This window comes from Rhodopseudomonas sp. B29 (genome assembly GCF_000333455.1).
Lineage (GTDB): Bacteria > Pseudomonadota > Alphaproteobacteria > Rhizobiales > Xanthobacteraceae > Rhodopseudomonas.
The window spans coordinates 1-13,002 of sequence record NZ_BADD01000014.1; the positions used below are offsets into that span (position 1 = coordinate 1).

General features: G+C 65.4%; 13 protein-coding genes and 1 pseudogene. 7 read left to right on the forward strand and 7 right to left on the reverse strand.

The features are described from left to right. The 5 genes and pseudogenes from I5M_RS00340 to I5M_RS00360 all read left to right on the forward strand — a co-directional run. Positions 1 to 1,497, forward strand: a 1,497-nt coding sequence (locus I5M_RS00340; protein WP_022719584.1) for an NADH-quinone oxidoreductase subunit M, incomplete at its 5' end; no start/stop codon positions are given. Positions 1,498 to 1,516: 19 nt separating this feature from the next. After that, a complete protein-coding gene (gene nuoN, locus I5M_RS00345) occupies positions 1,517 to 2,956 on the forward strand; it encodes an NADH-quinone oxidoreductase subunit NuoN (RefSeq protein WP_022719585.1) in 1,440 nt (479 codons plus the stop codon). After that, positions 2,957 to 3,772, forward strand: a complete 816-nt coding sequence (locus I5M_RS00350; RefSeq protein WP_022719586.1) for a biotin--[acetyl-CoA-carboxylase] ligase — start codon at positions 2,957 to 2,959, stop codon at positions 3,770 to 3,772. After that, positions 3,772 to 5,442: a ribonuclease J gene (locus I5M_RS00355; protein WP_022719587.1), complete on the forward strand. Its 1,671-nt coding sequence runs from the start codon at positions 3,772 to 3,774 to the stop codon at positions 5,440 to 5,442. Before I5M_RS00350 ends, I5M_RS00355 begins: the two co-directional genes overlap by 1 nt. Positions 5,443 to 5,478: 36 nt before the next feature. After that, positions 5,479 to 5,712, forward strand: a pseudogene (locus I5M_RS00360) (VOC family protein); the annotation flags it as partial. Here I5M_RS00360 and I5M_RS00365 read toward each other — a convergent pair. Then, entirely contained in the window at positions 5,705 to 6,634 is a 930-nt protein-coding gene (locus I5M_RS00365) for an SMP-30/gluconolactonase/LRE family protein (RefSeq protein ID WP_022719589.1), read from the reverse strand. The pseudogene I5M_RS00360 and the gene I5M_RS00365 overlap by 8 nt on opposite strands. Positions 6,635 to 6,934: 300 nt before the next feature. Next, the gene (locus I5M_RS00370; protein WP_022719590.1) at positions 6,935 to 7,345 is read right to left on the reverse strand and encodes a hypothetical protein; all 411 of its coding nucleotides are present in this window, start codon (positions 7,343 to 7,345) and stop codon (positions 6,935 to 6,937) included. Between the two features lie 114 nt (positions 7,346 to 7,459). Between I5M_RS00370 and I5M_RS00375 the strand changes: the two genes are divergently transcribed. After that, on the forward strand, positions 7,460 to 7,780 hold the full coding sequence (locus I5M_RS00375) for a GIY-YIG nuclease family protein (RefSeq protein WP_040771490.1): 321 nt from the start codon (positions 7,460 to 7,462) through the stop codon (positions 7,778 to 7,780). Between the two features lie 515 nt (positions 7,781 to 8,295). Here I5M_RS00375 and I5M_RS00380 read toward each other — a convergent pair. The 4 genes from I5M_RS00380 to I5M_RS00395 all read right to left on the reverse strand — a co-directional run bounded on the left by I5M_RS00380 (position 8,296) and on the right by I5M_RS00395 (position 10,937). Continuing rightward, positions 8,296 to 8,550, reverse strand: a complete 255-nt coding sequence (locus I5M_RS00380) for a DUF3297 family protein (protein WP_022719592.1) — start codon at positions 8,548 to 8,550, stop codon at positions 8,296 to 8,298. Beyond that, on the reverse strand, positions 8,547 to 9,023 hold the full coding sequence (locus I5M_RS00385; protein ID WP_022719593.1) for a glutathione peroxidase: 477 nt from the start codon (positions 9,021 to 9,023) through the stop codon (positions 8,547 to 8,549). The genes I5M_RS00380 and I5M_RS00385 overlap by 4 nt, the downstream gene beginning before the upstream one ends. 196 nt (positions 9,024 to 9,219) lie before the next feature. Beyond that, on the reverse strand, positions 9,220 to 10,617 hold the full coding sequence (locus tag I5M_RS00390) for an amidase family protein (protein WP_031334847.1): 1,398 nt from the start codon (positions 10,615 to 10,617) through the stop codon (positions 9,220 to 9,222). Between the two features lie 62 nt (positions 10,618 to 10,679). Beyond that, positions 10,680 to 10,937, reverse strand: a complete 258-nt coding sequence (locus I5M_RS00395) for a DUF6894 family protein (protein WP_031334848.1) — start codon at positions 10,935 to 10,937, stop codon at positions 10,680 to 10,682. A gap of 117 nt (positions 10,938 to 11,054) precedes the next feature. On the opposite strand from I5M_RS00395, the gene pip reads away from it, so the two are divergent. Then, complete coding sequence (pip, locus tag I5M_RS00400; protein WP_022719596.1) at positions 11,055 to 12,038, forward strand: prolyl aminopeptidase; 984 nt, start codon at positions 11,055 to 11,057, stop codon at positions 12,036 to 12,038. Here pip and I5M_RS00405 read toward each other — a convergent pair. After that, entirely contained in the window at positions 12,035 to 12,808 is a 774-nt protein-coding gene (locus I5M_RS00405; RefSeq protein ID WP_031334849.1) for an SDR family NAD(P)-dependent oxidoreductase, read from the reverse strand. The two genes, pip and I5M_RS00405, sit on opposite strands and share 4 nt — an antisense overlap. Positions 12,809 to 13,002: the final 194 nt, after the last annotated feature.

Consider the following 13,002-nt stretch of genomic DNA (forward strand, 5'->3'; position numbering starts at 1 on the left):
TGGCCGATCCTCTCGGTCACGACCTTCCTGCCGCTGGTCGGCGCCGTGCTGGTCTATCTCAGCCGCGGCGACGACGAGGCCGCGCGCGGCAATGCGCGCTGGATCGCGCTGTGGACCACGCTGATCACCTTCGCGGTGTCGCTGATCCTGGTGGCGCGGTTCGATGCGGCCAATCCGGGCTTCCAGTTCGTCGAACAGGCGCCCTGGCTCGGCTCGTCGATCAACTATCACATGGGTCTCGACGGCATTTCGCTGCCGCTCGTCATTCTGACCACCGCCATCATGCCGTTCTGCATCCTGGCGAGCTGGAAGTCGGTCACCAAGCGCGTCCGCGAATACATGATGGCGTTTCTGATCCTGGAAACGCTGATGATCGGCACCTTTTCGGCGCTCGATCTGGTACTGTTCTATCTGTTCTTCGAAGGCGGCCTGATCCCGATGTTCCTGATCATCGGCGTCTGGGGCGGCCCGCGCCGGGTCTACGCCTCGTTCAAGTTCTTCCTCTACACGCTGCTCGGCTCGGTGCTGATGCTGCTGGCCATCATGGCGCTGTACTGGAACGCCGGCACCACCGACATCCCGACGCTGATGCACCACGCCGTGCCGCGTAACCTGCAGACCTGGGCATGGCTCGCCTTCTTCGCCTCGTTCGCGGTGAAGATGCCGATGTGGCCGGTGCACACCTGGCTGCCGGACGCGCACGTCGAAGCGCCGACGGCCGGCTCGGTCGTGCTGGCGGCGATCATGCTGAAGATGGGCGGCTACGGCTTCCTGCGCTTCTCGCTGCCGATGTTCCCGGACGCCTCGGTGTACTTCGCGCCGCTGATCTACACGCTCTCCGTCATCGCGATCGTCTACACCTCGCTGGTCGCGCTGATGCAGGAAGACATCAAGAAGCTGATCGCCTACTCGTCGGTGGCGCACATGGGCTTCGTCACCATGGGCATCTTCGCCGGCACCACCCAGGGCGTCGCCGGCGGCGTGTTCCAGATGATCAGCCACGGCATCGTGTCGGGCGCGCTGTTCCTCTGCGTCGGCGTCATCTACGACCGCATGCACACCCGCGAGATCGCCGCCTATGGCGGCCTCGTCAACCGCATGCCGCTCTATGCCTTCGTGTTCATGGTGTTCACCATGGCCAATGTCGGCCTGCCGGGTACTTCGGGCTTCGTCGGCGAATTCCTGACGCTGCTCGGTACCTTCAAGGTCAACATCCCGACCGCGACCTTCGCCACGCTCGGCGTCATCCTGTCGGCGGCCTATGCGCTGTGGCTGTACCGCAAGGTGATCTTCGGGGTCCTCGACAAGCCGGCGCTCGCCAGCATCAAGGATCTGACCTGGCGCGAGGGCCTGATCCTGGCGCCGCTGGTCGTGCTCACCATCCTGTTCGGCTTCTATCCGAAGCCGGTGTTGGACATGTCGGCCGCGTCCGTCCAGCAGCTCGTCAACAACTATGCCAGCGCCGTGTCTGCCGTGAAGGCAGCCGCGCTCCAGTAATCGGCAAGGAACCGTCGCGATGAACTTCGAACCCGCCGGCTACTCGCTGCTGCCGATCATGCCGGAAATCGTGCTGGTCGTCGGCGCGATGCTGCTGCTGTTGCTCGGCGCCTATCGCGGACCGCAGACCGCGCGACTGGTGAGCTGGCTGGCCATCCTGCTGCTCGTCGTGGTCGGAGCGCTGGAAGTGCTGGCGCTGCCGTCCGGCAAGCTGGTCACCTTCGGCGGCAGCTTCATCGTCGACGACTTCGCCCGCTTCCTGAAGGTGCTGGCGCTGGTCGGCTCCGCGGTGACGCTGATCCTGTCGATGGAGATCCTCGGCGACCCGACGCGGCCGATGTTCGAGTACGGCATCCTGGTTCTGCTGTCGTCGGCCGGCATGATGCTGCTGATCTCGGCCGGGCGATTTGATCATGTTGTATTCGGCCTCGAGCTGATGAGCCTGGCGCTCTACGTCGTCGCCGCCAGCAATCGCGAGGATCCGAAGTCCAACGAAGCCGGCATGAAGTACTTCGTGCTCGGTGCGCTGTCGTCCGGCATGCTGCTGTACGCNGCGTCGCTGATCTACGGCTTCACCGGCACCGTGGCATTCTCCGGCATCGCGCGGGCCGCCACCGGCGGCAGCATCGGCGTGGTGTTCGGCCTGGTGTTCCTGCTTGCCGGCCTGTGCTTCAAGGTCTCGGCCGTGCCGTTCCACATGTGGACGCCGGACGTCTATGAAGGCGCGCCGACCCCGGTCACCGCATTCTTCGCTTCGGCCCCGAAAGTCGCCGGCATCGCCATCTTCACCCGCGTCACGCTGACGGCGTTCCCCGGCATCGTGCCGCAGTGGCAGCAGATCGTGGTGTTCGTGGCCATCGCCTCGATGGCGCTCGGCTCGTTCGCGGCGATCGGCCAGAAGAACATCAAGCGCCTGATGGCGTACTCGGCGATCGGCCATATCGGCTTCGCGCTGGTCGGCCTGTCGGCCGGCACCGTCGAGGGTGCGCAGGGCGTGGTGGTGTACATCGCGATCTATGTGGCGATGACGCTCGGTGCCTTCTCGGTGATCCTGGCGATGCGCCGGAACGGCCTGCATGTCGAGAACATCAGCGACTTCGCCGGCCTGTCGCGCACCAATCCGCCGCTGGCGTTCTTCTTTGCCATGCTGCTGTTCTCGCTCGCCGGCATTCCGCCGCTGGCCGGCTTCTTCGCCAAGTTCTACGTGTTCATGGCGGCCATCAAGGCCGGCCTGTTCGCGCTGGCGATCATCGGTGTCGTCACCTCGGTGGTGGGCGCTTACTACTATCTGGCCATCGTCAAGGTGATGTATTTCGACGAGCCGGCGCCCGGCATCGACAAGGTGCGGCTTGAGTTGCGCGGCGTGCTCGCTATCGCCGGTCTGTTCAACATGCTGTTCTTCATCTACCCGACGCCGCTGATCAACGCGGCCAGCGCTGCGGCGAAGTCGCTGTTCTAGGTGACATTCACACTCGGACCGAAGGCGCGCGCGGCCGGCGTCGGCCTGAGGGTTTTCGACGAGACCGGCTCCACCAACACCGACGCGATGGCGCATGCCCGCGCCGGCGGGCAGATGCCATGCTGGTTCGTGACGACGATGCAGACCGCCGGGCGCGGTCGCCGCAATCGCGTCTGGATCGCGCCGCGCGGCAATCTGGCCAGCTCGGTCGTCGAGTGTCTCGACGTGACGCCGAGTGTAGCTGCGACCCTCGGCTTCGCCGCTGGCGTCGCGCTCGAGAAGGCGCTGCGGCAGATCAGCGTCGAGGCGGCAATGCGGGCTCCGGGTTCGGCCGCGGGTGATTATCAGCTGAAATGGCCGAACGACATTCTGGTCGGCGGCGCCAAGCTCGTCGGGATGAATCTCGAAGCCGAGACGTTGCCGGATGGTCGGCTCGCCGTCGTCGTCGGGATGGGCACCAACGTGGTGGCTGCTCCGGAGGGGGTTCCGATGGCGGTGACCTGCCTGCGAGCGCTCGGCGTTTCCGCCAGCGCGGAGGACTTGTTCGCGGCGCTGTCGGACACTTGGCTGGAGATGCGCGGCATCTGGGACGACGGCCGCGGCTTTGCCAAAATCCGCGATCTGTGGTTGGAGCGTGCCGCCGGCCTCGGTCAGACGGTATCGATCAGGTCCGGTTCGTCGGTAGTTTCCGGAATATTCGAGACCATCGATGAAACCGGCTGTATGGTCGTGACGACGGCTGATCGAAAACGGATTCCGATCGCTGCCGGAGACGTTTATTTCGGCGATACTGCGTCGGCAAAGGCAACAAATTAATGGCTCGTCCCGACGAACTCACATTCGCGCCGCTCGGCGGCGTCGGCGAGATCGGCATGAATCTGTCGATCTACGGCCTCGGCAACCGGCACCAGCGCAGCTGGCTGGCTGTCGATCTCGGCGTCTCCTTCGGCGACGAGGAACATCTGCCGGGTATCGACCTCGTCATGCCGGACATCCGCTTCCTCGAGAAAGAGAAAAAGAACCTCGTCGGCCTGGTGCTGACGCATGCGCACGAGGATCATTTCGGCGCCATCATCGATCTGTGGCCGAAGCTGAAGTGTCCGATCTACGCCACCAAATTCAGCGCCTCACTGTTCGCCGCAAAGCTCGCGGCCGAGCGCACCACGCTGAAGATTCCGATCACCGAAGTGCCGTCGGGCGGTACCATCGAACTCGGCCCGTTCAGCGTCGAGTTCATTCCGGTGGCGCATTCGATTCCGGAATCGCACGCGCTGGCGATCCGCACCTCGGTCGGCACGGTGCTGCACACCGGCGACTGGAAAATCGATCCAACGCCTGTGGTCGGTCCGCCGACCGACGAGAAGCGGCTGCGCGAACTTGGCGACGAGGGTGTGCTCGCCCTGATCGGCGACTCCACGAACGCAGTGCGCGACGGTCGCTCGCCATCGGAATCCGAAGTCGGCGTTTCGCTCACCGGGCTGATCAAGTCGGCCAAGGGCCGTGTCGCGGTGACCACCTTCGCGTCGAATGTCGGCCGCATCCGCGCCGTTGCCGATGCCGCGCGAGCGGCGGGGCGCGAAGTCGTCCTGGTCGGCCGTGCGATGGACCGCGTGTCGAACGTCGCCCGCGAGTGCGGCTACCTCGATGGCGTGCCCGGCTTCCGCGGACCCGAGTACTACGGGCACTTTCCGCCCGACAAGGTGCTGGCGCTGTGCACCGGCAGCCAGGGCGAGCCGCGCGCTGCGCTCGCGCGGATCGCACGCGACGATCATCCCGAAGTGACGCTGAACAAGGGCGACTGCGTGATCTTTTCGTCGCGCACCATTCCGGGCAACGAGAAGGCAGTCGGCAGCATCATCAACGGCCTGGTCAACCAGGGCATCGAGGTGATCACCGATCGCGATCACCTGGTTCACGTCTCGGGCCATCCGCGCCGCGAGGAGCTGCGCGAGCTGATTTCCTGGGTGCGGCCGCAGCTTCTGATCCCGGTCCATGGTGAAGCTCTGCATCTCCACGAGCACGCCAAGCTGGCGCGGCAGATGGGCGTGCCCAAGGTGATGACCTGCCGCAACGGCGACCTGATCAAGCTCGGCCCCGGCGATCCGGCGATCATCGACCAATTGCCGTCTGGCCGTCTGTTCAAGGACGGGACAATTCTCGAAGAAGACAAGTCGCGCGCCGTCGTCGAGCGTCGCAAGATGGCGTTCGCCGGCTGCGCCTTCGTGGCCCTGGCGATGTCCGAAGCGGGTGAACTGGTGGACGATCCCGAGGTCGATCTCGTCGGGGTACCGGAGAACAACAGTGCCGGTGAGCCGATCGACGACATCGTGTTCGACGCCGTGGTGGCGACGGTGGAAAATCTGCCGCGGGCGAAGCGGCGCGATGCCGATGCTGTGGCCGAATCCGTGCGGCGCACCGTGCGCTCGGTCGTCCAGGAGCACTGGGGCAAGAAACCGCTGTGTCTGGTCCACGTGCTGACGGTCTGATAGTCAGGCGGCAAAATTAAACGACGGAGGGATGCGATGCTGGGCCGGCTCAATCACGTGGCGATCGCAGTGAAGGATGCGGAGCAGGCGGCCAAGATCTACGGCGCCGCCTTCAATGCCGAGATTTCAGGCGCGGTGCCGCTGCCGGAACACGGCGTCATCACCGTGTTCGTCACGCTGCCGAACACCAAGATCGAATTCATTCAGCCGCTTGGCGAAGCATCGCCGATCGCGAAGTTTCTCGATCGCAATGACGAGGGGGCTACTTATTCAAGAAGTTCAGCGGGAGGCCGCCGCGGGGCCAGTCCATGGCGATGAGTTCGCCCTTGCCGGACAGCGTAATATAGGCGGTCTTCAACTCGGGGCCGCCGAAGGCGATGTTGGTGGTGACGCGGTCGCCGGTCGGCACCTGCTCGACCAGCGTGCCGTCGGGTGCGATCACCGAAATACAACCGGAGATCAGCGTCGCGACGCAGACGTTGCCGGACGCCTCGACCGCGAGCGAATCGAACATCTGGTACCCGCCGAGCCCGACGATCGGCTTTCCGCGCTCGCCGCGATAGATCACGTCGCGCGGCTTGACCTCGCCGGCCTCGTTCAAATCGTAAGCCCAGAGCCGCGCCGTCGGGGTTTCGGCGGCATACATCGTGGTCTCGTCGGGCGACAGGCCGATGCCGTTGAGCGGCAGCGTGCCGAACACCTGCTCGGTAATTTCGGTGAGGCCCGGCTTGACGTAGTAAGCGGCACCGACATCCATGTCGCGGGCACGGCGCTTGCCCAGATCGGTGAACCAAAGTCCGCCGCGCTTGTCGAACACCAGATCGTTCGGCCCTTTCAGCGGATGCTCGCCGCATGTGTCGAACAGCGTATCGATCGCGCCGCTCGTGAGATCGATGCGCTGGATCGAGCCGCCGATATATTCGTGCGCCGCCGGCGCGCCGGGCATCATCGTGCCGCGCGACGCGTACCAGCCGAAGCCGCCGTTGTTGCAGATGTACATCTTGCCGTCGGGGCCGAGCGCCGCCCCATTCGGTCCGCCCGGCACCTTGGCGACGACTTCCTTGCGGCCGTCGGGCCAGACGCGCGTCAGCTGCTGAGCACGAATCTCGACCAGCACCACCGAGCCGTCCGGCAGCACCACCGGGCCTTCGGGAAACGCGAGGTCGGTGGCGAGAACACGGACGTTGGACATGGCTTCCACCCTGTTTGTTGAAGACGCGATCGTGATGTCGCGCGCTTGATCGATGCGGGATGTTAGGCAGAGGCGCAGGCGTTGCCAAGCAGCGAAGGCAATTCCGCGGAGCGGCAATTAGCACGGCCTCAACGCTCGTCATTCCGGGATGCGCTGCGCAGCAGCGCAGGCCCGGAATCCATAGCCCCTGTCGTCGCGGTCACGCACAGAGCCGCGGGTCTGTGCTCTCACCACGACCGCGGTGGTTATGGATTCCGGGCTCGCGCTGCGCGCGCCCCGGAATGACGAAAGAAAGGTCGATTACTTGGCGTCTTTCGCGGGCGGTGCCGGTGCCTTTGCGGCGTCCTTTGCGTCCTTGCTGGCAGGCAATGCATCTTTGCTCGCAGGCGCCGCATCCTTGCCCGCAGCAGCCGGCGTCGCCTTGGCCTGCGCGGCCTGCAGATCGTCCAGCTTCTTCTGCAGCGCGCTGACGGCGGACGACAGCGCATTGATCTGGAATTTGGCCTGGTCGAGTCGCTGCTGCTGCTCGAGCCGCATCTTGTCGATGGTCTTGTGCAGGAATTCGACGTTGCTCTGCAGGCAGCTGGTGCGGCGCTCCATGGTCTTTTCGACCGTGCAGATTTCGATGCCCGGGACGTCCTGCGCGCGCGCGGCCGGGCTGGCGAGCAGCGCCGCCAATGCTGCGACGATGATGATGGTCCTGCCGGTCATGGTTCGCTCCTCGCCTCGCCTGCGGGGCAGCCAAGCCGGCCTCGCCCTCGCCTGTCAATGTTCCGCGCCGCGGCCGATTGCCGGACTCAGGCGGTCCATGCCAGCTTGCGCCCGATGCAGGAAGCTGTCGAACAGTGCTTCGTCTACGTGCTCGGCTGCGCCTCGCCGCCGCGCTATCTGACCTATGTGGGCTGGACGCTCGATGTCGATCGGCGGCTGGCGCAGCACAATGCCGGGACCGGCGCGCGCACGACCCGCGGCCGCAGCTGGGTGGTGCTGCACACCGAGTGCTTCGCCACGCGTGAAGAAGCGATGAGCCGCGAATGGCATCTCAAGCGCGACCGCGCCTTCCGCCGCCGCCTCGCAGCCGAGGCGCAAGCCGGCAAAGGAGCCCTTTCTGTCCCGAGACGCGACAGATCGAACGGCTCATCTTAACGTTTGGAACGCGCCCTGAACGAAGCAGGGCCGAATCACTGCGAATCACCAGTCGCGCCGCTGACCGGGCTACATGTCGGCGAACAGCAGCGACCAGAGCACAAGACCTGCTCGCAAGTTGAAGCAGATGGTCCGGCGCTAACTACACGCGGGTTAACATCTCGCCGCGAACCACTCACGCGCCGGCATCGCCGACCGACTCTGGTGCGGATCGACCGCCGCGCGTCTGCTGGCCATGCGGGTTCGCCGCATGTCTCACGCCGGAACACCTAGGCCCCTCGCTCTTAACGTTTCGAACGCGGCAAGAACGAAGCACGGACGAATCGCTGCGAATCAGCAGTCTGCGTCACAGGGCCGCTACATCTGGGCGGCTATCTGAATTGCACGGCCACATCTGCGCACGCGCGAACGCACTGCGCGCCTCAGCGCGCAGCAAACGTTAACGGATCGAAGCTGAAGAGATTAAGGAAGCAGAGCTGCAACGGTCACCAGCCGCTCAGCGGCTGGTCTGCGCGTCACTGCCGCGGGCGCACATACGGCTCGACCGGGCCGTGGACCTTGATGGCGAGCTGGTTGCCGTGGCGGTCCTTGGCGTTGCCGGCGGCGACGCGGATCCAGCCCTCGCTGACGCAATACTCGATGACGTTGGTCTTTTCCTGGCCCTTGAAGCGGATGCCGACGTCGAGCGTCAGGATGTCTTCGTTGTAGTAGGGGCTGGACGGCTCGATCGACAGGCGATCGGGCAACTGAACGGCTTCGGTGTCGGTCATAGCAAGCTCTCGATATCTTTCGCCAGGGACTCCGGCGTGGTGGTCGGCGCATGGCGCGATACCACGCGACCCGAGCGATCGACCAGAAATTTGGTGAAATTCCATTTGATCGCCGAGCCGAGCAGCCCGCCCTTCTCGCCTTTCAGATAGGCATACAGCGGGTGCGCCTGCGCGCCATTGACGTCGATCTTGGAAAACATCGGAAACGTCACGCCGTAATTGCGCGAACAGAACTGCGCGATCTCGGCCTCCGAGCCCTTCTCCTGCGCGCCGAACTGATTGCACGGGAAGCCCAGCACCGAGAAGCCGCGATCGCCGTATTTCTGCTGCAGCTCTTCGAGGCCCTTGTACTGCGGAGTGAAGCCGCAGGCGCTCGCGGTGTTGACGATCAGCAGCACCTGGCCTTCGAAGCGCCGCAGCGGCACGTCTTCGCCGGCGAGACTCTTGGCGGAAAAATCGTAGATCGAACTCATTGCAGTCGCCCTTCACAAGAACGCTTCAACGGTTGAAGCGCCGCGACCTCACCACAGGCGCTCCTCATCCTGAGGAGCCCGGCGAAGCCGGGCGTCTCGAAGGATGAAGCCACGGCACCCGTGGCCATGGTTCGAGACGGCGCTTCGCGCCTCCTCACCATGAGGCCGTGTGCGTCCCAAGCACTTACTTCACCAACTAACCAACCGGATCGATCGGCGACGGCGGCACGCCGCCGGCTTCGATCGCCTCTCCGGCCGACAAACACAGATCCTCGCGGTAGCGCCCCGCCACGAGTTGGACGCCGACCGGCACGCGGCCGACCAGCCCGGTCGAAACCGTGAGCCCCGGCAGTCCCATGAACGGAATGCCGATCTGCGGCATCTGCGCCGCCCACACTTTGCGGTAAGACGCCTCGTCCTTGAGATCGAGCCGCTGCGCGAACGGCAGCTCGCCGGACACCGGCAACAGCAGCACGGCGTAGCGCTCCAGGAACAGCGACCATTCACGCACCAGCGTGGCGCGCCGGGTCAGCAGCTTGGAGAAGCTGAGCTGATCGGGGATCGCCTTGTCGCGATTGCCATTGAGACACGCCAGCGCGCCCTCGTCGCCTTCCTTGAGGGCGGCGTCGAGCTGGCCCTGATAATTGTCGCCGAGCCAGAATCGCGTTTGCAGATCGGAGGCTTCGCGCAGCGGCGGAGTCGTCTCGATCTCCTCGACGATCCAGCCGGCGCGCTCCAGCCGCTGCGCGGCGTCCTTCAGCGCGGCGCGGACTTCGGGCACGACTTCGAGTCCATCGGGCGCGATGCACAGCGCGGCGCGCTTCTCCCGCGTGGGACCTTCGAGCGGCACCGGCACCCACCACGGATCGCGCACGCCGGCCTGCGACATCACCGCCAGCGACAGCCGTAGATCGGCGATGGTGCGCGCCAGCGGCCCGGACACGGCGCTGATCTGAGGGCACATCGTGCGCTCGGGCGACGAGGCGTTAAAGGCGGGAATGCGCCCGACCGTCGGCCGCAGCCCGTGCACGCCGCAGGCATAGGCCGGATAGCGGATCGAGCCGGCGATGTCGGTGCCGTGCGCCATGGCGCCGATGCCGGCCGCCACCGCGGCGCCGGCGCCGCCCGACGAGCCGCCCGGCGTGATCGACGGATCGCGCGGATTCAGCGTCTCGCCGTGGACCTTGTTGGAGGTGAACCAACGATAGGAGAATGCAGGTGTGTTGGTGCGGCCGACGATCACGGCGCCGGCGTCGATCAGATTGTCGACAAGCGGGCTGTTGGTCTTGGCGATCAGGTCGCGCTGCGAGGTCAGGCCGTTGGTGGTGGCGAAGCCGGCCTGGTCGGTCACCACCTTGATGGTCACCGGCACGCCGGCCATCGCGCCCGGGTCCTCGCCCTTGGCGATCTTGGCGTCGACCGCATCGGCCTGCTTCAGCGAATAAGACGGGTCGTGATCGACCACCGCGTTGATGGCTGGGTTGACGGCATCCAGCCGGTCCAGCGTCGCCTTTGTGACCTCACGGGCCGAGATTTTGCGGCTGCGGACCAGATCGGCCAGCTCGGTTGCGGATCGTCGCCAGATATCCTGCATGATCACTCCGTTGCGAGACCGAAGTGATAGCGCGCGGCCGGAAGCTGCGCCAGCCGGTTCGGCTAATGCCGGTTCCGCGGCAATGCAGGCATGTCGATGACGGCCTCGCTGAAGGGGAAATCCAGCACGACCTCGCCGTCCTCGTCGGTGACCTCGAGGCTGGCGCGCAGCAGCTCGACGTCGGTGCTCTCGGTCCGGACGATCTCGCGAATCGTGGCGCGGGCGACTTCCCAGGCATGATCGGCGTCGCGCAGATCCTCGCCCTCGGGGTCGGGAATCAATTCGCTGCCGATGCGGGTATTGAAGAAATAGCGCGGCATTCGGGCTCCGGTTTCGTCCATTCGCAAAGGTGAGGTTGCGGGCGCCGATGCGCAACCCTGTTCCGTGCAACGCTCAATGCGCTCGCCAGGCGTGCGGTTTCGCGCTACGCAAGCGCCATGCCGGATCCCGATGTCGACACGCCGACCAAACCGCGCGATCGTGCGGCGCCGCTCACATCGCTGACGCTCGCGGTCGGTGACGGCCACGAGCTCTATGTCGAGAGCAACGGCCATCCGGACGGCATTCCGGCCGTGTATCTGCACGGCGGCCCCGGTAGCGGCTGCCAGCCCGATCATCGCCGGCTGTTTGACGCCGAGCGTTTTCACGCAGTGTTGTTCGATCAGCGCGGTGCCGGCCGCAGCCGCCCCAGAGGCGGCCGCGACGCCAACACGCTGCCGCACCTTGTGGCCGATATGGAGGCGATCCGCATCCATCATGGCTTCGAGCGCTGGCTGGTCGTCGGCGGCTCATGGGGCGCGACGCTCGCGCTGGCCTATGCGCAAGCGCACCCCGAGCGTGTCAGCGGCATCGTGCTGCGTGCGTCGTTTCTTGGCACGCGCGCCGAGCTCGACACGGCCTTCCTGTCGACACTGCCGCGATTTTATCCGGGGCTTTACGAGGATTTTCTCAGCGTGCTCGATGAAACCGAGCGCGCCGCGCCGCTGGGTGCCTATTGGCGCCGAATCCTTGATCCGGATCCCGCCGTGCACGGCCCGGCCTCGCGGGCGTGGGGCGAAACCGAAGCGATCCTGTCGCTGATTGCGCCCAAGCGCAGCCGGCTCGACCGCGCGGCGCTGAACGGCAATGGCACGCTGCCGTCGACGCCGTTCATGGAAGCGCACTACTTCGCCAACGACTGCTTTCTCCAGCCCGATCAGCTGATGAGCAACGCCGGCAAGCTCAAAGGCATTCCGGGCATCATCGTGCAGGGCCGCTACGATCTGCTCTGCCCGCCGGCGACATCGCAGCGACTCGCCGCCGCGTGGCCAGACGCCGAACTCCGCGTCATCGATGCCGCCGGTCATCTGCTCTATGACCCGGGCATCCGCGACGCCGTGATCAAGGCGATCGACGACGTCGCGGTGCGGATCGTGCGCTAACCCCGATAGATCGGCGCGCCGGCAGGCAGGCCGGTGGTGCCGCCGTCGACGAAGATCTCGACACCCTGCACATGCGCAGAATCGTCGGAGGCGAGAAACAGCACGGTCTTGGCGATGTGATCGGCCTCGGCGATACGCCCGAGCGGTGTCGATAGGGCGATGCGTTTTTCGAACACGGCCATCGCCTGCTCGTTCGGCACCGCGCCCTTCCAGATCGGAGTCCGCGCCGCGCCCGGCGCTACCACGTTGACGCGGATGTTGCGCGGCGACAGTTCAGCCGCCATCACCCGCGCCATGCCGCGCACGCCGGCCTTGCTGGCCGCATAGGCCGAATACCCCGGATTGCCGAGCACCGCGATCACGGAACTATTGAGGATGATCGAAGCGCCGTCGTTCAGTTGCGGCAGCGCCGCCTGCACGGTGAAGAACGGCGCGGTGAGATTGGTGCGGATCACTTGTTCGAACGCGTCGAGCGAGGTACTGCCGAGCGGCGTCGATCCCGGAATGCCGGCATTGGCGAAGACGATATCGAGCTTGCCGAACTTCGCCGCCGCCTGTGCGACCGCGCGCTCCATCGCGGCGATGTCGGTGACGTCGGCCTCGACCGCGAGCGCGTTGGCACCGAGTTCTTTCGCCGCCGCTTCGAGTCGCGCCTTGTCGCGCCCGGTGATCGTCACCTTGGCGCCCTCGGCAACGAACAGCTTTGCCGTTGCCAACCCAATGCCGCTGTTGCCGCCCGTGATCAATGCCGTCTTTCCCGCGAGCCTCATCGCCGTCTCCATTTGGTTGCATTATGAAACTATTTGCGAGATAGCCCGACTGGTTTTATATTGCAACTGCCCGGATGCGTGATCGGGACGAGCCCGGGACGTCGCTTGGTCAGGCCTCGCCTGATGGTGCTACAATTCCCGAGTCCGTCATCCTGAGGTGCGAGCGCAGCGAGCCTCGAAGGATGCGGCTACGT

What these genes read in the sequence shown, in the direction of transcription:
- I5M_RS00355 (WP_022719587.1), top strand. Translation starts at nt 3,772, where the DNA reads ATGGCTCGTCCCGACGAACTCACATTCGCGCCGCTCGGCGGCGTCGGC.
- I5M_RS00365 (WP_022719589.1), bottom strand. Translation starts at nt 6,634, where the DNA reads ATGTCCAACGTCCGTGTTCTCGCCACCGACCTCGCGTTTCCCGAAGGC.
- I5M_RS00370 (WP_022719590.1), bottom strand. Translation starts at nt 7,345, where the DNA reads ATGACCGGCAGGACCATCATCATCGTCGCAGCATTGGCGGCGCTGCTC.
- I5M_RS00375 (WP_040771490.1), top strand. Translation starts at nt 7,460, where the DNA reads ATGCAGGAAGCTGTCGAACAGTGCTTCGTCTACGTGCTCGGCTGCGCC.
- I5M_RS00380 (WP_022719592.1), bottom strand. Translation starts at nt 8,550, where the DNA reads ATGACCGACACCGAAGCCGTTCAGTTGCCCGATCGCCTGTCGATCGAG.
- I5M_RS00385 (WP_022719593.1), bottom strand. Translation starts at nt 9,023, where the DNA reads ATGAGTTCGATCTACGATTTTTCCGCCAAGAGTCTCGCCGGCGAAGAC.
- I5M_RS00390 (WP_031334847.1), bottom strand. Translation starts at nt 10,617, where the DNA reads ATGCAGGATATCTGGCGACGATCCGCAACCGAGCTGGCCGATCTGGTC.
- I5M_RS00395 (WP_031334848.1), bottom strand. Translation starts at nt 10,937, where the DNA reads ATGCCGCGCTATTTCTTCAATACCCGCATCGGCAGCGAATTGATTCCC.
- pip (WP_022719596.1), top strand. Translation starts at nt 11,055, where the DNA reads ATGCCGGATCCCGATGTCGACACGCCGACCAAACCGCGCGATCGTGCG.
- I5M_RS00405 (WP_031334849.1), bottom strand. Translation starts at nt 12,808, where the DNA reads ATGAGGCTCGCGGGAAAGACGGCATTGATCACGGGCGGCAACAGCGGC.